Below are 18,850 nucleotides of genomic sequence, written 5' to 3'. Positions count from 1 at the left end.
AGAGCTACAATTTCACTCATCTGGTCGTTTCAGGCGGAAAGCATGGTGTGATGGCGGTTTTGAGGATACTCCGCAGCGAAGATCGTGGAGCCTTAGGTCAGAATTCTTAGTGAATTAGGGGCGGTGGAAATCCAGGCTAGCCGGCGGCATCGCCCACGATTTTAATAACATCCTCTATTCAATCATCGGTTTCGCCGAACTGGCGATGGAGGATGTTGAAGAAGACAGTCGAACCAGGATCTGTCTTAATCACATCTTTGAAGCGGGTCAGCGGGCCGGAGAGCTTGTGGATCAGATCCTCACCTTCAGCCGGCAGGCAGCGCACGAGCGGTCGGCGCTGTCCATTCAATCGATTTTGAAAGAAGTTCTCAAGCTTCTCCGGGCGACATTCCCGGCAACGATACAAATTCACCAGCAGATTGATCCCCAGTGCCATCCTATCCTTGGGGATCCGGCTCAAATCCACCAGGTTATCATGAATTTATGCACCAACGCCCTTCATGCGATGATCGAGAATGGGGGACAATTATCCATCTCGCTGGAAAATATTTTCGGCGGATCCGCTGTTGAGAACCCGGTCGGTGGCGCAGAAAAGGACCGGTGGGTCAAGCTCACCGTCTCAGATACAGGCGTCGGCATGGATCCCAACGTCCAGGAGAGGGTTTTTGATCCCTTTTACACAACCAAGAAAGTGAATGTCGGCGCCGGCATGGGTCTCGCCACTGTTCATGGAATCGTGGAATCAATGGGCGGCAAAATCAGACTTGATTCCGCGCCCGGGAAGGGAACAACGTTTACAATCCTTTTCCCATCCATCATCAAGGAAGTAAAGCGGCCTGGCAGCCCTACGGATGCCAAATCACTGAAGGGAATTGAACATATACTTCTTCTGGATGACGAGGAAGTCATTACCGAGCTGGGAAGGATTTCCCTTGAGGGGGCCGGGTATGCCGTCAGCTGCTTTACATCCCCCCTGAATGCCCTGAAGCATTTCAAGGCGGACCCGGATCAATTTGATCTCATCATCAGTGATGTCACCATGCCGGAGATGACCGGCCCCGAGATCGCCCGGGCCGTTTTAAAAATCCGCCCGAATATGCCCATCATCCTCTTTACCGGGTATAGCGAAGTATTTGACGAAGGGCAGGCAAAGGAAATTGGAATAAGCCGGTATCTCAAAAAACCGATTACAAGATCGCTGTTCCTGAAAGAAATTCAAGAGGTGCTTCACAAGACAAACGTTAGGGAGGCATAGGCCATGGCCCGTCTATTAGTGGTAGATGATGATGAACGTATCCGGATCATGCTTCGTATGACCTTGGAGGAGGCCGGTTATGATGTCGAAGAAGCGCCTAACGGAGTTGTCGCGCTTCAGATACAAGAGGAAAACCCCGTGGATCTGGTCATAACCGATATCATCATGCCGGAGAAGGAAGGAATCGAAACTATTATGGATCTTCACCGCCGCTGGTCGAAGCTTCCAATCATTGCGATTTCCGGTGGGGGCCGCGATACTCCGCAGAGGTATCTCGGGATTGCAAAAGGAATCGGGGCCGCCCGGATATTCCCCAAACCTATCCTGCGGGATGAGCTTCTCGAGGCGATCACGGAATTACTCGCCGCCTAACGCGCATCTCCGGATATTCGGATTTCATTTGCCGGCAGCATATCGGCAAGCAAGCCCAGGGACAGCGGAGGTGCCGGATGGGCAAGGTTCTTAAAGTCGCAGCCCGCGATCAATGCATCGGCTGTCTCTCTTGCATGTATTCCTGTTCCCGCACATGGCACGAAGCGCTGACAACATCAAAATCAGCAATACGCATCAGAACCTATATGGGAACCGAGGGCGCATTTTCAATCAGAGCCTGCCGGGCTTGTACAAATCCAGGCTGTGTCGCCGCCTGCCCCACGGGCGCACTGACCCAGCGCTCCAATGGCGCTCTAAAGCTCGATGCGGAAAAATGCACATCTTGTGGAGATTGCGTGAAGGCCTGTTTGATTCAGGCATTGCAATGGGATGACGAAACAAAGCTTCCCCTCCCTTGTTCACATTGCGGCGTCTGTGTCCGGTATTGCCCCAATGAGGTCCTTGTGATGGGTGAGAGGAAGGAGGAGAGCCGTGTGGAAGCAAATTCTTGAAATCGATCTCTCCTCTCAGAAAAGCCGGGTTCTCGAAGAAGAAGAGCTCTTTCACAGAACGATGGGTGGGACGGCAGCCGGGACACATCTCCTCGAGCGCTACTGTGACCCTTCGATTGATCCCTTCGACGCAGGCAACCCGATTATTTTATCCATCGGCCCGTTCAGCAATATCCTGCCCGTCGCCACCAAAACAGTCGCTCTGTTCAAATCGCCGCACACAGGAGAATTGGGCGAATCCCACGCCGGCGGCCGGCTCGCCATGGCGCTGTACAATGCCGGCTTCAGCGCCATTGTTATCATCGGCGCGGCCCGGGAACCGGTATTTCTCAATATTTACAATGATCAAGTGGAGTTTCTTCATGCCGGTAGTCTTTGGGGTTATTCTTCTTCCGCGACCGAACGGGTGCTGCGCGGACGGGACATCGGCGCGGGCGGCAAAAGAAGTATTCTTAGAATCGGCCCCGCCGGGGAACGCCTGTCGACTTATGCCTGCGCCACCGTTGACACACAGCGGCATTTCGGCCGGCTCGGTTTGGGCGCGGTCATGGGTTCCAAGAAACTCAAGGCAATGGTTATCGGCGGCAACCGCTATTTGACCGTACCTGACAAGAAGAAATTCAAGAAGTATTACGATTCCCTCTATGACACTGTTGTTGCATCGGGAGAGATGAAGAAATACCACGATCTGGGGACCGCCGGAAATATCCTTGCATTAAACAAGATTCAGGGACTGCCCACAAGAAACTTCAGCCAGGGTTGGTTTGAAGGCTCGGAGCAAATTTCAGGTGAAGTATTCGGCAATGACCATCTTTCCCGGCAAATCGCCTGCGCTCATTGCCAATGCGGATGTATCCATCTGGCGACGCTGCGCGAACAATTCCACAAAGAACACGGCTTTAAAACCTTTCAGGTTTCCTACGACTTCGAGTTAATTTACGCGCTCGGCACAAATTTATCGATCAATGATCCCAAGTGCATCCTCAAGCTGCTTCACAAAACAGAGAAGGAGGGTTGGGACGCCATGTCGGTCGGTGTGACGCTGGCCTGGGCGACCGACGCCTTTCTCGGCGGGTTGATCGGGACCGATGAAACTGACGGCTTGGTGCTCAGGTTTGGGGATGCAGAGACCTACCTTGAATCCATGGAAAAGATGAGCCGGCATGCCACCCCCTTTTACAAAGACCTTGAGAAGGGGGCCGCGGCGTGCAGCCGCATCTACGGTGGGGAAGACGCGGCGATATGCTTCGGAGGAAACGAGGGAGCCGGTTATATCACCGGAGAAAACGCTTTTACCGATTGGATTGTCGGTGTCCGCCATTCCCACCTTGATGGCGCCGGTTATTCAATTGACCAGGCCCTTCTCAAAGCGGACATGAGCCTGGAGGATCAGACAAAGAAACTGGCATCTGAAGCAAAGTTCAGGATGCTGCTCAATTCCCTCGTGATATGCCTCTTTGCCCGGAATATTTACAAACCGGAAATTATCAAAGAGGGATTGGATTTGTTGTGGCGGCCGTGCGCGCAGGACGAGCTGGACGCCTTCTGTTCTGACACGCTCCGGCGAAAATACGAGTTTAAAATCAAATGTGGCTGGAATCCGAATGAGATAAACCTGCCTAAGAGACTGACAGAAGTCATCACGACAACGGGGAAAGTGAATCCAGAGAATATCCGGCGGCGGGCCGGGATTTATTGGAAGGAAATCGGATTAACAACCCGGCGGTCTTAACGGAACGCATCATTGCCGCCCGGGAGCCGATGGGCCGCCCATCAATCGAGCACAGCTGTCACGGCCAAATCCTTTTCGGGCCACGGGATTTTAACACCTGCCGCCGAACAGGGAAAATACCGATTCTCCATGGTGAATCCCGGTCGTTCGCCGGGCTCGGCCTTCGATATTTTCAGACGCAAACGAAAATTCCGCAACCTCAAATCGGCGCTCATACTTTTCATGCCGGGAAGCAACCTCGGCCTGAGGATGAGGTGGTCTAACTCAGGGCGGACACCTAAAAGATGATGGATATGGAAGCGTACGATTTCAGCCCATGTCCAAGGGATGACGCCTACCTGGGGATACGGCGGAACAGGGCTGGGTCCGTAAAATTCAAACCAGGATCCGGATCGTGAACCCGGCGCCGAGCCGATCCATTCAAGGGCGCGCCACACCTTTTCGTCATCACCGTTTTCAAAATAGGCCGCTGCAATGCGAACCGTGGCGATCGGCCAGGGCGCGGGCGATCCGGCCTCAGAAGTGATATTGTACCGGCTGTACCCTCCCCCTTCCCACTGCTGATTCCACAATTCCTCCGTCTGCTCTAATGTACAACGCGCCAGCTCACATTTGGGATCAATGAACTCCATCGCAATGGGAATCACTGATGCAGAATCTGGATCCAGTAAATGGGGGCCCTCGCGCATAAGGGGAATCTCAGAAGGAAGATCGGCCCCCTCTCGGGGACGAATCTCCCGTTGCACCGATCCGGAAATATCCCTCCGTTTGATAAAGCGGCCTTCATCTATCAGGGAGTACTGCTTATCCATCATTATGGCCCGCTGCAACCGGCGCCCTTCCGATTCCCAGCGCTGAGCCTTTTCCTCCCGCCCCATCAAACGCGCCAGGCGGGCCGCATCGGATAATCCGGCAGAGACATAGAGCTGGTGGGCAAGTTCCAATCCGTCTTGAATTCCGTGGACAATATGCCGCTCCCAATAATCGCGCTGATTGTGCAACAGACCGGAGGGCTCATGGCGGAACATCTTTCGAAGAGGAAATTCCGCCGTCGCTTCTATCTTGGGCCAGAACTCTTCCACAATCGATGAATCACCCGTCCAATCCACATATGTCCTCAATGCGGTCAAGATCTCCCCGTTTTGATCAAGCTCCGTCTCTAATGCGGGCCGGAGGCAGCCTGAATCAACGGTATCACCGCCCTCGCTTACAAAATCGTTCATGAGGCGGCGGAGGGCCACTTGCGATGATTCAAATTCCCCCAGCATAATCCGGCTCATCACAACCATTGTTTGATCCCGGAGCCACTCTCGATTGTATTGCCATATGCTGGCATCCATCGCTCCCGATGCCGCGGGAACAGCAGCGATCTGGTTCCGGGAGACGGCAAAGAGATGATCCAACAGCTTTGATGACGATTGGAATGTTCCCAAAGTGTTCCAATAGTCCGCTGCGGGTATATTCTTAACCGGCGTCTTTCTCAAACGAGTCCGGCACATCGTTTGTGCATCCAGCTCTTCGAGACTGTATTCCAATGTCAGCGTTACCGGAGTGTTTTCATAAAGTTGAAGGCCGGCCTCCAGCTGAGCCTTCTCCGGGCCGGTGACAAGGATCAAATCACGCGGTGATCCGGTGGATGAAACTATCCGAATCTCACGGATCAATGCAGGCGAGGAGCGATCCGGGCAATAGAATCGTTCCTCTACGGCAAGATCACCATGCGACCATGACGCCAGGACGGCGGGAATATCATTGATCTGAATCCAAGCCGATCTCACCCGCTCCGCGAGGGGATGGCGGAGTTCCCGGCCCTCGCGCAACCTGATCATTGTCGGCCTCAAGCCATCCCTGGAATCCATGGTCAGCGCCTGCCTCTTGGAGCCGAATCTCTCCGGATGCATGACCAATAGGCCAAGCGGGGTCGCGCTTCCTGATGTGCAGACCTGAATCGCCGCCAGGATATGCCCATTCCCGATAAAATAATAATCAATGCCCGGCAAATCGGTTCTCACATCCGGCGGGCCGATTTTCGGATCATCCTGATAATAGTGTTCTTTGGTATCCATTCCGCCCGGCCCCCATTCGGTTTCAAGGATATTCAGCGGATAATATAAATGCATTGGGGATCCGAAGCCAGAAGATAGCTGAACCAGTTAGAAGTTTTCTGACGGATTAAAACTCCGGCGCGCGCCTCCCAGTGAGTTTCAGCACGGCTTCTTTGAATAACTCAATATTCTCGAAGGAATCATCCTCTGTGGCGGCCATGGTCGAGGGGATTTTGGTTTCCATCGCAAGCTTGACCTTGCATTCACCACCCATCTCCTCAGCTATGTACTTGTAATACTTAAGCAGCCTTTCTGCCATCTCTGATTCCTCGATATATTTGTTGATAAGCCTTCAAATAGGGTTTTGCTTCATCGCCCCAAACACCGGGGGGTTGAATCTTCCACTCACAATGATCATCACCCATCCCGACGCAAGCGGGCTCTATCGCAATCAGCAGATCACCAAAGAAAGCAGTGCACCATCCAGAGGCATATCCCATTAAAGTCCAACAGACCGGATCCTTCACTGGCGGATTGAAACAGAGATGCTGCTCAGCTTCGTAGGAGTTCGTCCAGATACCGGTAAAGAGGAACTCCCCTTTTTCTCGATCAAAATTTATTTCTGCGGGCGTTGCCTGGACAATGCCCTCCCAGGTGTGTATCACCGGCCCCGATGCCAGGAGCTCCATTTCATTTTCAAATTCATAGTTGACCTTCATTTGAAGAAAGTCGGAAAACCCATTCTGAAAGCCGAATTTTAGAAATAGATCTCTGGCCCTCTCAAGTCCGAGCTCCAATACGATAAGCTGCCGCAAGAGGCCGATGGCATTAGTATCGAAGATGACCAGGCGGGAATCTTCAAATTTTGTGATACCCGTTTTAAAATTAAACTCTAAATTCCTGGCGAGGTTAAAATCGGTCGCCTTCATAAATTTCCCTCTATACTTGGTGAAGTGACTCGCCCCACAAGAATGGAACCCTCCATCTGCGGCCGGCAACCGGGGCGTTCCATGTCATACTTCGGTATCCCCCCCCGATATCTCAATCTGAGACCTCTCGGGGTGACTCGGTGAGCCCTCCCAGAAGATGGAGGCAGGGCGCTCATCCCTACCCTTTCGTCCCATTCACTAAAAAACAGTAGGATATGCCAACGCCACCCCGCCTCTATCCTATCGGCAGAAAATTTTGGGAACCAAAAAACGATTTATATATATTAAGTTTAGTTTTTAAGGAGGGACGAATGGACAAAAAGAAGCAGATCTTAGAGGCGGCCCAATCTCTTTTTGCTCGCTTTGGGCTAAAAAAGGTCACGACGGATGATATTGCGCGGAAGGCATCTGTATCTAAGGCAACAGTTTACAAATATTACTCGAATAAAGATGAGATTTTGGCGGATGTCGTTCAACTCGAAACGGAGTTCCTCCTCCTGAAAATTAGAAACGCCGTCGAACTCGAGACAACGGCTCTCAAAAAGCTCCGCGCCTACCTTCTGACCAAAGCCCTCTTCATCCGTGATCTTACGAACCTATATAAGGTGACACGATTCTCCGAGGATGGATTTTGGCCGCATATCCGCGATGCCCGGGTAACCTGCATTATCGAAGAAAATAAAATCCTCCAATCGATACTAAAAGGTGGAATCGAGACGAATGAATTAAATGTCCCAAGGGTGGATCTCACGGCGCATGTCCTTGTCATTTCTTTCCGTTCTTTAGAATTCCCCTGGGCGCTCGAGGGATCGGATCTCTCCATCGAGGAGCATATCGATCAACTCCTTCAAGTCATTTATTACGGGATAGAAAACAAAGCGAGTTGAAAGGATCATCAAACAATGCCATGCCGCGGGAGTCCGTATTATCGCCGATGGCTCCCTCTTCGGCCGGAAAGTGCGGACAAAAAGTGTCGCTAAGATTATCGCGGATCAGCGACAGGGCATCGATAGAGTTGTTAGTCCTCCGGGAAGAGGCTTTCCTGGCGGATGACCAGCCCCGGCACGACGATCTTGAGGATATCCGCCATCCAATGCCCGCGGCGCGTGGGATCCAGCCGATGCGGAACGAGACCGAATCGCGCGACAAGCCGCTCGACCTCCTCATCAATACCCCATTGGAATTCCTTATTCGTGTCCCGGGTGCCGTCGTAGGTCGGGCGGCCGATGATGGGGACCTTGAACAAATGGTCATAGGTGGCGATCCATCCGCGGATCAATTCATCCAGATGGCCGATCGGCTGCAATCGGTGAATCAAATAGGCGTAATTATCCATGACGCTACGGTCGCAGATGACGATTTCATAAGCTTCCGCCGCGGCAATCTCATTCGCGATTTGCGTATGCAGGATCCAGGTCTGTGCGGAGAGGGTTGTTTCCTGATTAATCGGAAGGGGGCAGCTGCGGGCTACCTCCTTGACCATGTCCACCGATTGATCCCGCTTCTTAAGCTCCGCCGCCAGTTCAAAACAGAGGGTCGTTTTTCCAATACCGTGAGTTCCGATAAACGCGATTTTCACGAGCCCCCCCTGGAGATGTCGGTGCAGGACGGCAGATCACCCGCCCACTTGGCTTGGCGCACACCCTGCATCACCGCATCGGCCAAAACCTCTGCGGCAACCGCTCCGAGTGTGCTCGTATCGGCCCGCGCCCCCCCCATCGACACGGCAAAGACCGTATCGCCATCGAGTAATGTGAAAGCCGGGCGGATGACACGCGCCAATCCGGCAACCGCCATCCTGGCAATAATGTTTGCTTCCTCTTTCGTGAGTTGCGCGTTCACGGCAACAAGACCCAGCACCGTACCCGGCGTTTCCTTCTGACCCTGCCGGCCGAACTGAAGCTCGCCCATTCCCGTCCGCTCGCGGAGGATCGAGAGGGTATCCACAAAGGGAGGATCGCCGGAGGGGTTCCTCGCTCCCGCAACGATCTCGCCGGTCGACCGGTCGATAATGTCACCGAAGGCATTCACCACGGCCAGCGCGCCGACAAAGACATCATTGGGGAGCCTGGCCGAGGAGGATCCCTCACCACCCTTCATCGCCCACTCCTTGCCCAAAACCTTGCCGACCGACGCGCCCGTCCCCGCGCCGACATTTCCCTGCTGCAGGGGTCCGGCCTCCGCACCCCGCGCTCGTTCGGCCGCCCAGCGGCCCATTTGAGCATCGGGCCGGATGGAAGCATCGCCGATCCCCAGATCATAGATCACGGCGGAGGGCACAATCGGCACGCGGGCCGCGCCTGTGGGAAATCCGACGCCCTGCGACTCCAGATAGGTCACAACACCCGATGCGGCATCCAATCCAAAGGCGCTTCCTCCGGCAAAGACGAGGCCATGGATTTTTTGTACGAGGTGCCGCGTTCGCAGCAGATCGGTTTCACGTGTCCCGGGTGCGCCACCGATCTGCTCCATACCGGCGACGGCGCCATCCGGCGGAAAGAGGATGGCGGTGCAGCCGGTCAACGCTTCCGGATCCTGGGCATGCCCGACACGAATTCCGGGAACATCTGTAATATCACCATGGGGATGCATTTTTCGGCCTTTCCGGGATCGCGGTCTTCCATGAAATGCACCGGCCCGCATAGCGGAAGATTACCCCATCGACGAGGATTTATAAACTTCTACGTTATGCGACAAAATTTAAAGGCTTGCAGGCATTTTAGCGACCCGGGGCCCCTTGGGGTTTACGGCGTCAAGGTGATCCGGGATTCCTGGATGATTTTATGAAACGCTCATTTTCATGCTACACTTCGAAATCCCCTGTAGCAAAAACATCATCAGGAGAGGAAAAATAGAATGAAGACCGGACAATCCCCAGGATCAATTCTGATATCCATTCTATTGTCGATTATCTTTGGCGGTTGTCTTGCCGTCCCGGCCGGGGAATCATCTTGATGACCCTCTCCCGGGCGAGGCGCTGGCCGCCTATGAGCAGATTATCGCCTCCGGGGATATCCACATGCGGGACAAGGCGCAAGCGGGCAAATGCCGTTGTCTAAAAGCGTTGGGCCGGGATAAGGAAGCCGCGGACGCAGGGTGTGACGGTTAGCGGGCCCTTATAGAAAATTAGCTTGGGCGAGGATCGTTTTTGTAGAAGAATCGATTATGATTGCGAATGGAGGCGCGCTATGAAGTCAACCGAACAAGCCTATACAAGACTACAAAAACATTTGGATCATCAAGCGGTGGGATTTCCCGCAACACAGTCCGGCGCCGAGATTAAAATTCTGAAGCATATCTTCACGCCCAGTGAAGCCGAGATCGCCACCTGTTTAACGTACAAGTTCGAACCGCTTGAAACAATTTATAATAGAGCCCGGCATCTCGTTGAAACGCCCTTAGAGCTGGAAAAGATTCTCGAATCGACGCAAAAAAAAGGCGGCCTCGAGTGCAAAATCAAGGACGGCAAGCGGCAATACTGCAACGCTCCCCTCGTCGTGGGGATGTATGAATTTCAGCTTGGGCGGCTCACTCCTGAGTTTATCAAAAATTTCGACGAATATACATCAGACAAGAAATTCGGAATCGATCTGCTGAGCACTGAGCTTCCCCAAATGCGCACGATCCCCATTGAAGAGAGTCTCCGCGTGGAGAGCAATGTCAGCACCTTTGATGAGGTAAGGACCCTGATGCAAAAGGCCGAGGAGCCCTTTGTTATCCTTGAATGCATCTGCCGCAAAAAGAAATCTCTGCAGGGCAGAACCTGCAAAGTAACAGATCGCCATGAGACCTGCCTCGCCATCGGTCCCATGGCCCAATCCGCCAGGGAATGCGGGCTCGGGCGGGAAATCTCAAGGGAAGCGGCGATGACGATTCTTGAGAAGAATCAGCAAGAGGGGTTGATCCTGCAGCCATCAAACACGGAGCGGGCCGAATTCATCTGTTCCTGCTGCGGCTGCTGTTGCGGCATGCTCCTCATGCACAAGCGACTCCCCAATCCCCTGGATTTCTGGGCCTCGAACTTTTATGCCGAGGCGGACAGCGGCAAATGCGAAGGATGCGGCGTCTGTGAGGAACGTTGCCAGGTCCAGGCCGTGACCGTCTCCAAAGACAGCCAAACCGCCGTGGTGGATCTGAATCGCTGTCTCGGGTGCGGCGTCTGTGTCAGTCTCTGTCCGACAGAAGCCATCACATTGGTAAAAAAGCAAACCGAAGTTAAACCACCCCCGACGCGGGAAGATCTCTACGACATCATCATGGCCAAAAAGAAGAGTCGCTTGGGAAAATTGAAGCTTCAAGGAAAGATGGTTTATAAGGCGATTCGGACCGGGCAGGCTGACCATCTCCAGTAGCATCGGTACCCGATCGCTTTTGTAAGATCATGAAACAAGGGAGGGTGGACGGATGACGCTTGAAGTGGTTCGGTCTTTCTTTGCTTGGTGTTCCGTCATCAACATGGCGCTGCTTGTGTTTTGGTTTCTTTTGTTCACTTTTACACGGGATTGGTTGAAGCGATTCCATGGTAAATGGTTTAATCTTTCCGATTCATCATTCAATGCGATACACTACGGAGGCCTGATGTTTTTAAAGATCTCCCTCTTTCTATTTAATCTTGTGCCCTACTTTGCCCTGCGGATTATTGGATGAAAGAGAATAATTAAAACACAAGGCGCAGCTCTCGCGGGGTGGCGGCAGGCAAGGAACAGATCATGAATATTGACAGATACGACAGGCTTGTCTTCTGGTTTGCGCTGGCTTCGATCGCCGGTCTCCTCTTCAATATAGCAGCGATCCCCATCCACAAAGAGCTCGTGCTTTCAGTTCACGGACACCTTTCGAATACCGAGATCCTCATGATTTTCGGATTCTTTCTGGTCTTCGTTTTTAATCTCGTATCGATACTTTGGCTCACTTCCGAGTCCAACAGAACCCGCGACAGAGGCGCCCGGCGCATCTTCGGTATACTCTTTGGCGTTCTTTGTCTCGTACTGCTCTACGGCGACAAAGTCATGATTGATGAGATCGCCAGGGCATGGCGCGCGGGAGCCGGCATTGCCGGAGGGCTTTCGTTAATGTATCTATTTCTGCTGATACAGCTTGCCTACAATATCTTTATCCTTTTGCATATGCGACGGTGCCGCCTCTTGGAAGTTCCTCCGGCGGCCGTTTCATAAACCCCGGGCGACCGAAGCAAAGGAGGGCGGATTCCTTTGACGGATCTATACACCCTCGGTTTGGCGCAGATCATTTTGGGACTGGTGATCGCCGCTCTTTGTATACCCCTGATACGGGGGCGGGTGCCGCGTAATCGGTTCTATGGTTTCCGGTTTCCCCAATCGTTGGAGTCGGATGCAAACTGGTTTGCTATCAACCGCTTCGGCGGCAGAAGACTCTTCATCTGGTCCATTGTCTTCGTTATTTTGGGTGCGGCGATATTAATGAATCTGATTGCGCCGCAGTCAATCTTCATTTGGGCGGGGCTTTCCGTGCCGGTGATTCTCTTCATCCCCATCATTCAGACTTATATCTACGGCAGGAGTCTCTCGGATAAAGACATTTAATCCGGTCAAAAGGCACATCGTCTATTGTTATCCCTTCAATGGAGCCATAAACTCCAAAAAGCTTCACAATCAAATTGGCTCTGAATGCCGTCGGTTGGTTGGAGCCGATGAATTGCAAACAACGAAGTTGAGCACCCGTGACGCACAAAGGAGTCGAAAATGTCAGCCTCTCGTGAAATTACCCTGGAGTGCCCCTCCTGCAAGGTGAGCCAAACGATGACTGTCTATGGATCCATCAATGCGACTCAGAATCCCGAGCTCCGGGCTGAACTGCTGGAGGGGAAAATAAACATCTTTCAGTGCAAGCAATGCGACGGCAAGAGCTTTGTGGATACCAATTTTATCTATCATGACATGAGGCAGGAGCTTCTCGTTATGTATCAGCCCTGGCGCGCTGTCGAGGAAGAACAATTTCTTCTTCAGTTTGATCGAAAAGGCAATATGAAAATCCCAAAGGGGTTCGACAAGCCGCCGGATAAAGGGGCCTACACTCTCAACCCCCATATTGTCTTTGGCATGGACGAATTGGTGCGGTTCATCATGTTCAGGGAATTGTTGCACGCACAGGAAACGGAATTGCATTGATGGAGTGGACCGGCGCCATGATAGAGATTAGAGCACTCAAACCGGATGACTATGAACAACTGATCCAGCTTCTCATGGAGTTCTTTGTCTATGCGGGCAATGACATCCTCGACGATGAAGAAACCAGCCGATTATGGGACAAAGCCATCGACGAAGAGAAGAATTATCACATGATGTGCGCCATCGATCATGGCGAATTGGTCGGCATCGTCTCGGTAACATTCGGCGAAAGCAGCTATAAGGCGGCTCCTTTTGCCTGGTGCGACGATCTTTATGTAAAAAAGGCTTATCGCGGGCACGGTATCGCCAAAATGCTAATGGAAAGGATCTGCGATTTCTCCGCCCGTGTGGGTTGTTCCAACGTCCTTCTGGGCGTTGGCATAGACGATGAACACGCCAAGGAGCTGTATAAATCCCTGGGTTTCATTGAAATGCGAAATACTCTCCTGACCTTGCGGACGGAGCTATAGCCAATAGACAAACAAGCGAAGCGGCGGAAAACGAACGGCCGTCATCACCACAGATAAGAAAAGCTCGCCATTGGAAAAGCGATAAAATCACCCGTGTCTCTCAGGGGCCTGAAGCCGGTCAATGAAAAGGCCATTTGGCGTCCGAAGAACCGGATCCCGACATTGATGAGCCCGATATATTCGTCATCATCGTCAAAACTCGTAAACGAACTGACATCAACATACTCGCCGATCAATTTGATATTTTGTGAAAGCCGGGCGTCGGCGCCGACCAGCAGAATAATCCCGCTTTCGTCATTTTCATTGAACCCCTCCATTAGCGAAACATTCAATGAGCGGTTTTTATCACCGACCCCCACGATTATCGCTCCTGTTCCGAAGCTTCCATCATCATAAAAGGTGCCGCTCAACGATGCGGCCAGGCCGATGGGATTTGTTTCACGATCCAGAATCTGCTGTTTCACACCCGCCGTAAAAAATTCGAGAGACCCGGTAACGGGAAAATGAGTTCCAAAACTCAGGTTGGTCGTGTTGGTCATGGCATAACCGAAATTGATGATAAAAAGTTCAAAATCCCGAAAATAAAAAGACCCCTTTGGCAGAGTCGCCGTTGTCGGGCAAAACATGATCGAATTATAGCAAGGATCGACTTCTGAAAATGTTCCGGGCTTCAGATACTCGATCGATTTCACATCCCGGCGCGCCAGTTCCAATCGCCCCATAGATTTCGACTCAATGACGACGAGGGTTTCGTCTTCTTTTACAATTATTCCCTGAATGCGGGTGCCGTCCTGAAGCACCACAACGTCGCCTAAGGCGGACTGTGTTAAAAGAACGAATAATAGAATCGCAACAAAAACAAAGGCCCTAATATGCATCGCGAGCCCCCCTTCATCCGGCAATCGAACGCCATTGCTTGCCAACATCAGTAAAGACGACAACTTCAATGTTTACAATCTGCATTCCATATAATTCTTGGATAAGGATCCCGGCTCCGGTGTATATTCATGACAAGGATAGCAACCAGGAGGTGGGTTATGACGGTACTCTGTCCAAGATGCGGTGCGTCGTTCAACCCTTCCCTCTTTACGTTCGGGATTCGCATTCGTTGTGATTGCGGAGAGCTGGTGGACACCTCTCATCGCGTTACGGCGAATACTCAGCCGCAGAGCCGCGGCGGCGTGGTCCTCCATGTCCAGACCACCAAGAATCCCCATCCCGAACTTAGGGAGCGCCTTAAAGACGTCGCACGCCATGCCTTAATGACTGAAGAGCATAATATCCAAGAGATGGGAGCCTTGGCCGATCACGTCTCGTTCCTCATTATGTCCACCGATTACCCTGCCGTGGATATCGAGGCCGAGCGACGGAAGGCCCGCAACCGATGCGAAGAACTCTTTCCCGACAGGGTCTATCTCTTTGATATGATCTATGGAAGCCGTTTTCGCCGTCTGTGGGAGCAATTCCGGGCCGAGCCGAAGATGACCTGACCGGATCGCCGGCGGATGCGGGGCGAAGTGAGGGCCTGTCCAGGAAGTGGGCGCTCGTCAGCGGAGGGTGCGATCAGGATGAGGAGATTTCCATCCCATGGATAAACCCGGCCCGCAATCGCCCTCCGATCGCGATCTCTCTGTGATTCACCGGGAATCCGACCCGGGCATCGCATGCCGGATCGTCGAACGCCTGCAAACTCGGGGTGGACTCACCTCAATCAGCCCCTATCCCGCGCTGAGCCATGAAATCCTGGTCTTTCAGAAGGATGCAGGGTCAGCAGAACATCTTATCCATCAGTTCCTCACGGATTACGAAACCGGCGTCGAACCGGCTGATCCGGCATCTGATCCACCGGAATCCCCGCCGGCAGAGGCATAGACTTCCTGATCCGCCCAATATTCTTACGGCTGCCCGGTTCCGACCCGAGAACCCAACTCATCATAATAATCCCTTGCCAAAGCAACGGTTAGAAGGAATATCCCGATTCCACCATCCCGACCGGAATTAGGCGCTGGAATACTGTGAATTCTTTGGGCTCTCTCCCGCCTCTCCTGCCATTCAAAGCCATGAGATTCGTCACTCATATTCATAGATATGTATATTAAATACCCTAATAAAGAGACAAAAAATCCCACTTTTGCTTACGCCCAACAAGGGTATTTCCCATTGATTCCCTGACACTTATGCGATTTTTCCCCTTCACATCCATTGACAATCTGTCAAAAAACTAGTAATATCATAAGTGCTTGCAAAGTCCCTCATCTTGGCGAGAGACCGACCAAGTGTTTCTGCTAGCAGAAGCCAAGAAAACATCATCTGGAGGTACACACATGAAAATTGGCACAATACTCTGCGCCATCGCGGCGCTTGCACTTTGTGCGGGTATGGTCTCAGCCGATCCCTTCCACGTGGAGGAGAAGGCCTGGTCATATCCTGATGGGATGTTTGATGGGCGGGATGAGTACGCAGAAGTTGAGCCGAATGATACATGCCCCGGAACCCAGACCATCGTTTGTGGTGATGTCATCACTCCGGCGGCCCTGGATCCTTCCGGCGATCATGATCATTTCCCGTTCACCCTTGCTGGTCCGATGACGGTCACATTGGGCACGGATGACATTGATCCGGGCGCTCCCGATGGCACCGACACCTATATCGAGCTGTGGTCCGGCGACTGCTTGACCTATCTCGCGGGTGACGATGACGGCGGCCCTGGGCTCTATTCACTGTTGATTACCGACCTACCGGCCGGTGATTACGCAGCGATGGTCCGTGGCTATGGTGATAGCGCCACAGGTCCGTACAAGATGTTCTTCGATTGCGCCGGCGTCCAGCCTCCGCCAGAGAACGACACTTGTGCGGGTGCCGAGGAATTTGGTTACTTCATCGAGCGCTGCACAACTGGTCAAGTGGCTGGTTCAACAGCGACCGCTTTCAACGACTACAACCCTGGCGTTCCCGGCCCTAGCTGTACAGGCTATTCCGCCAACGGTAGAGATGTCGTTTATTATATGGATCTCGAGACAGGTGACCAGGTCCACTTGGTTTACACCGGAACCGGCTATGATGCATCGTTCTATGTCGTTACGGATTGCAGTGATATGACCAGCTGCGTTGTTGGCGCGGATGATCCTGAAGTCATCAACTGGGTCTGCACAGCGACGGGTCGTTACTACATTATCCTTGACGCGTATCCGACCGATATCGGTGGCGACTGGACACTTGCTTACACCATTACGTGCCCTGAGCCGACACCAGCCAACAGCACAACATGGGGACAGATTAAGAGCACCTATTAATCTGACGCCATCGCGCTTCCGTGTTCTACAGAAGTGCGGCACAGAAGTTCGCAAGAGGCCGCCGGGTCAAACCGGGGGTCTCTTGTTTTGTGTGGGATAAAGAGGTATATCGCCGCCCGGCTCCATTTTCCATTGAAATCAACTTCTTGACATATGCCCGCAAACCATCTATTATACTTCCACTTGCAAAGCACCTTTTATGTTTATGGTGTGAACAAGTGTTTCTTCTAGAAGAAGCTGATGGTTAACAACATCTGGAGGTACGCATACATGAGAACTGGCACAATACTCTGCGCCATCGCTGCGCTTGCGCTTTGTGCCGGGATGGTTGCGGCTGATCCTTTTAATGTAGAGGAGAGGCCGTGGACCTATCCGGATGGGAAGTTTGATGGGCGGGATGAGTACCCCGAGATCGAACCTAATGATACATGTCCCGGAACCCAGGTCATCGCTTGCGGTGATATCATCACCCCTGCAGCCCTGGATTTCGGCGGCGATCTTGATCATTTCCCATTCACGCTCACCGGTCCCACGGCAGTTACGCTTGGCACCGATGACGTCGATCCCGGCGCACCGGATGGCACGGACACCTACATCGAACTATGGTCAGGCGATTGCTTGACCTATCTTGCGGGTGACGATGATGGCGGCCCCGGACTTTATTCATTGCTGAATATAAACCTCGCAGCAGGGGATTATGTGGCGATGGTCCGTGGCTACAACAGTACATCGGTGGGCCCCTACAAACTTTTCTTTGATTGCATTGGCGTTGAGCCCCCGCCGGAGAACAACGACTGTGGCGGAGCGGAAGAATTCCAATACTTCATCGAACGGTGCACAGCGGGTCTGATTGAAGGCAGCACCCAATTTGCCATGGATACTTACAATCCAGCTATCCCCGGCCCCAGCTGTACAGGCTGGTCCGCCGCCGGGACAGATGTCGTGTATTACATGGATCTCGAGGCGGGTGACCAGGTCTCCATGACCTACACACAACTCGAGTGGGATGCCTCCTTCTATATCGTCACCGATTGCGGCAACATGAACAGCTGTGTCGCCGGCGCAGATGACAACTACAACACGGGTGGCCCCGAGGTGCTTGCTTACACAGCGACCACTGCCGGGCGTTACTATGTGATTCTGGATGCCTACAGCGCTGCTTCGGGTGGTCCTTTTACGCTGAACTACACAATCACCTGTCCGGAACCGACGCCGACGTCGAAAACGACATGGGGACAGATTAAGAGCACATACTAATCTGACACCATCGTGCTTCGGTTTGACACAATACCGTGAAAGAGGCTGCCGGGTAAAACCGGTGGCCTCTTTCTATACGGGCGCGATTCACCTCAGATCCAACCCGGGTGCCTTCGCGTTATGAATCGTTATCCGTCGTGGTTTTTCCCCAGCAGATCCACCCCCGCTTCGCGCAGGAACCGGCACACGCTGATCAGCGACATCCCTTCCAATGCCGTGGGGTCATCACCGCGCATAGAGTCGAAGATTGTGATACCCAGCCCTTCGGTTTTATACGACCCGGCGCAATCGAGGGGTCGTTCTCTCTCGATATAGTTCCGCGCCTGTCGCCGGGTCAGCGGCCGGATCCGCAACCGGCTCGTCACGGCGGAAGACCACTTCCGCCCGCTCCTTGCATCGATCAGGACGACCGCGCCGACCAGCCGGTGTTCCCGGCCGGAAAGCTTCAACAATTGGTCCACCGCCCTTTTGACGGTCCGTGGCTTGCGCAGAATCTCATCTGCACAGACGGCGACCTGATCCGATCCTAGAATCAAGGCATCTGGATATCGCCGGATAAGACTTTGCGCCTTCCCAAGCGACATCTCGATGGTGTAGGCGGAGGGTTTTTCATGGGCGCGTGGCGCTCGTTCTTCAAATTTCGGCGCCGCCCAGCGGAAGGGGATCTCCAGGCGCTTCAGCAATCGGCGGCGATAAAGCGATGATGAAGCCAGGACCAGTTGCCTTGTGTCCGGCATCCGTCCTCCCTTCTTTCCTGTCTGTGCCCTATCCATCCCGGGGGCTCTCTCTGTGCAACACACCCCCGCGCTCCCGGCCCGCTTCTTGCGTTAGATCGGGCC

23 protein-coding genes are annotated in these 18,850 nt (G+C 53.1%); 16 read left to right on the top strand and 7 right to left on the bottom strand.

Annotation, left to right across the window (positions count from 1 at the left end):
* The first annotated feature begins 205 nt into the window (after window positions 1–205).
* The 4 genes from KJ970_12600 (at window position 206) to KJ970_12585 (ending at window position 3,871) form a co-directional block, all read left to right on the top strand.
* Window positions 206–1,255: a response regulator gene (locus tag KJ970_12600; protein ID MBU2691758.1), complete on the top strand. Its 1,050-nt coding sequence runs from the start codon at window positions 206–208 to the stop codon at window positions 1,253–1,255.
* Window positions 1,256–1,258: 3 nt separating this feature from the next.
* The gene (locus tag KJ970_12595) at window positions 1,259–1,627 is read left to right on the top strand and encodes a response regulator (GenBank protein MBU2691757.1); all 369 of its coding nucleotides are present in this window, start codon (window positions 1,259–1,261) and stop codon (window positions 1,625–1,627) included.
* A 77-nt stretch (window positions 1,628–1,704) separates the two neighbouring features.
* Window positions 1,705–2,139 (top strand): (Fe-S)-binding protein, encoded by a 435-nt coding sequence (locus tag KJ970_12590; GenBank protein MBU2691756.1) that lies wholly within the window; start codon window positions 1,705–1,707, stop codon window positions 2,137–2,139.
* Entirely contained in the window at window positions 2,120–3,871 is a 1,752-nt protein-coding gene (locus KJ970_12585; protein MBU2691755.1) for an aldehyde:ferredoxin oxidoreductase, read from the top strand. Before KJ970_12590 ends, KJ970_12585 begins: the two co-directional genes overlap by 20 nt.
* A gap of 41 nt (window positions 3,872–3,912) precedes the next feature.
* Here KJ970_12585 and KJ970_12580 read toward each other — a convergent pair whose 3' ends face one another.
* The 3 genes from KJ970_12580 to KJ970_12570 all read right to left on the bottom strand — a co-directional run bounded on the left by KJ970_12580 (window position 3,913) and on the right by KJ970_12570 (window position 6,845).
* A complete protein-coding gene (locus tag KJ970_12580) occupies window positions 3,913–5,937 on the bottom strand; it encodes a hypothetical protein (GenBank protein MBU2691754.1) in 2,025 nt (674 codons plus the stop codon).
* A 106-nt stretch (window positions 5,938–6,043) separates the two neighbouring features.
* Window positions 6,044–6,235, bottom strand: a complete 192-nt coding sequence (locus tag KJ970_12575) for a hypothetical protein (GenBank protein ID MBU2691753.1) — start codon at window positions 6,233–6,235, stop codon at window positions 6,044–6,046.
* Window positions 6,216–6,845 carry a XylR N-terminal domain-containing protein gene (locus KJ970_12570; GenBank protein ID MBU2691752.1) on the bottom strand — a complete coding sequence of 210 codons (630 nt, stop codon included), beginning with the start codon at window positions 6,843–6,845 and terminating at the stop codon, window positions 6,216–6,218. The genes KJ970_12575 and KJ970_12570 overlap by 20 nt, the downstream gene beginning before the upstream one ends.
* Before the next feature lie 311 nt (window positions 6,846–7,156).
* On the opposite strand from KJ970_12570, the gene KJ970_12565 reads away from it, so the two are divergent.
* Entirely contained in the window at window positions 7,157–7,732 is a 576-nt protein-coding gene (locus tag KJ970_12565; GenBank protein MBU2691751.1) for a TetR/AcrR family transcriptional regulator, read from the top strand.
* A gap of 131 nt (window positions 7,733–7,863) precedes the next feature.
* Here KJ970_12565 and KJ970_12560 read toward each other — a convergent pair whose 3' ends face one another.
* Window positions 7,864–8,451 carry an ATP-binding protein gene (locus KJ970_12560; GenBank protein MBU2691750.1) on the bottom strand — a complete coding sequence of 196 codons (588 nt, stop codon included), beginning with the start codon at window positions 8,449–8,451 and terminating at the stop codon, window positions 7,864–7,866.
* Window positions 8,421–9,437: a P1 family peptidase gene (locus KJ970_12555; protein MBU2691749.1), complete on the bottom strand. Its 1,017-nt coding sequence runs from the start codon at window positions 9,435–9,437 to the stop codon at window positions 8,421–8,423. The genes KJ970_12560 and KJ970_12555 overlap by 31 nt, the downstream gene beginning before the upstream one ends.
* A 322-nt stretch (window positions 9,438–9,759) precedes the next feature.
* Between KJ970_12555 and KJ970_12550 the strand changes: the two genes are divergently transcribed.
* The 7 genes from KJ970_12550 to KJ970_12520 all read left to right on the top strand — a co-directional run bounded on the left by KJ970_12550 (window position 9,760) and on the right by KJ970_12520 (window position 13,461).
* Window positions 9,760–9,954: a hypothetical protein gene (locus KJ970_12550; GenBank protein MBU2691748.1), complete on the top strand. Its 195-nt coding sequence runs from the start codon at window positions 9,760–9,762 to the stop codon at window positions 9,952–9,954.
* 79 nt (window positions 9,955–10,033) lie between these two features.
* Window positions 10,034–11,197, top strand: coding sequence for a 4Fe-4S binding protein (locus tag KJ970_12545; protein MBU2691747.1), 1,164 nt, complete (start codon window positions 10,034–10,036; stop codon window positions 11,195–11,197).
* 52 nt (window positions 11,198–11,249) lie between these two features.
* The gene (locus KJ970_12540; GenBank protein MBU2691746.1) at window positions 11,250–11,492 is read left to right on the top strand and encodes a hypothetical protein; all 243 of its coding nucleotides are present in this window, start codon (window positions 11,250–11,252) and stop codon (window positions 11,490–11,492) included.
* A 62-nt stretch (window positions 11,493–11,554) separates the two neighbouring features.
* Window positions 11,555–12,019 carry a hypothetical protein gene (locus KJ970_12535; protein ID MBU2691745.1) on the top strand — a complete coding sequence of 155 codons (465 nt, stop codon included), beginning with the start codon at window positions 11,555–11,557 and terminating at the stop codon, window positions 12,017–12,019.
* Between the two features lie 36 nt (window positions 12,020–12,055).
* A complete protein-coding gene (locus KJ970_12530; GenBank protein ID MBU2691744.1) occupies window positions 12,056–12,406 on the top strand; it encodes an SdpI family protein in 351 nt (116 codons plus the stop codon).
* 159 nt (window positions 12,407–12,565) lie between these two features.
* Window positions 12,566–12,991: a CpXC domain-containing protein gene (locus tag KJ970_12525; GenBank protein MBU2691743.1), complete on the top strand. Its 426-nt coding sequence runs from the start codon at window positions 12,566–12,568 to the stop codon at window positions 12,989–12,991.
* Window positions 12,992–13,008: 17 nt separating this feature from the next.
* Complete coding sequence (locus KJ970_12520) at window positions 13,009–13,461, top strand: GNAT family N-acetyltransferase (GenBank protein ID MBU2691742.1); 453 nt, start codon at window positions 13,009–13,011, stop codon at window positions 13,459–13,461.
* Between the two features lie 44 nt (window positions 13,462–13,505).
* On the opposite strand, the gene KJ970_12515 is transcribed toward KJ970_12520, so the two are convergent.
* Window positions 13,506–14,387: a hypothetical protein gene (locus KJ970_12515; protein ID MBU2691741.1), complete on the bottom strand. Its 882-nt coding sequence runs from the start codon at window positions 14,385–14,387 to the stop codon at window positions 13,506–13,508.
* A gap of 111 nt (window positions 14,388–14,498) precedes the next feature.
* On the opposite strand from KJ970_12515, the gene KJ970_12510 reads away from it, so the two are divergent.
* The 4 genes from KJ970_12510 to KJ970_12495 all read left to right on the top strand — a co-directional run bounded on the left by KJ970_12510 (window position 14,499) and on the right by KJ970_12495 (window position 18,011).
* Window positions 14,499–14,951 carry a hypothetical protein gene (locus KJ970_12510; protein ID MBU2691740.1) on the top strand — a complete coding sequence of 151 codons (453 nt, stop codon included), beginning with the start codon at window positions 14,499–14,501 and terminating at the stop codon, window positions 14,949–14,951.
* Between the two features lie 97 nt (window positions 14,952–15,048).
* A complete protein-coding gene (locus tag KJ970_12505) occupies window positions 15,049–15,333 on the top strand; it encodes a hypothetical protein (GenBank protein MBU2691739.1) in 285 nt (94 codons plus the stop codon).
* Between the two features lie 452 nt (window positions 15,334–15,785).
* A complete protein-coding gene (locus KJ970_12500; protein MBU2691738.1) occupies window positions 15,786–16,754 on the top strand; it encodes a DVUA0089 family protein in 969 nt (322 codons plus the stop codon).
* 270 nt (window positions 16,755–17,024) lie between these two features.
* On the top strand, window positions 17,025–18,011 hold the full coding sequence (locus tag KJ970_12495; GenBank protein MBU2691737.1) for a PPC domain-containing protein: 987 nt from the start codon (window positions 17,025–17,027) through the stop codon (window positions 18,009–18,011).
* Between the two features lie 128 nt (window positions 18,012–18,139).
* Here the strand turns inward: KJ970_12495 and maf are convergent, their stop codons facing one another.
* On the bottom strand, window positions 18,140–18,748 hold the full coding sequence (maf, locus tag KJ970_12490) for a septum formation protein Maf (protein ID MBU2691736.1): 609 nt from the start codon (window positions 18,746–18,748) through the stop codon (window positions 18,140–18,142).
* Between the last annotated feature and the right edge of the window lie 102 nt (window positions 18,749–18,850).

This window comes from Candidatus Eisenbacteria bacterium (assembly GCA_018831195.1).
Classification (GTDB): Bacteria; Eisenbacteria; RBG-16-71-46; order CAIMUX01; family JAHJDP01; genus JAHJDP01.
Note: the sequence above shows the minus strand (reverse complement) of the source record. Positions and strands in the feature narration are given on the sequence as shown.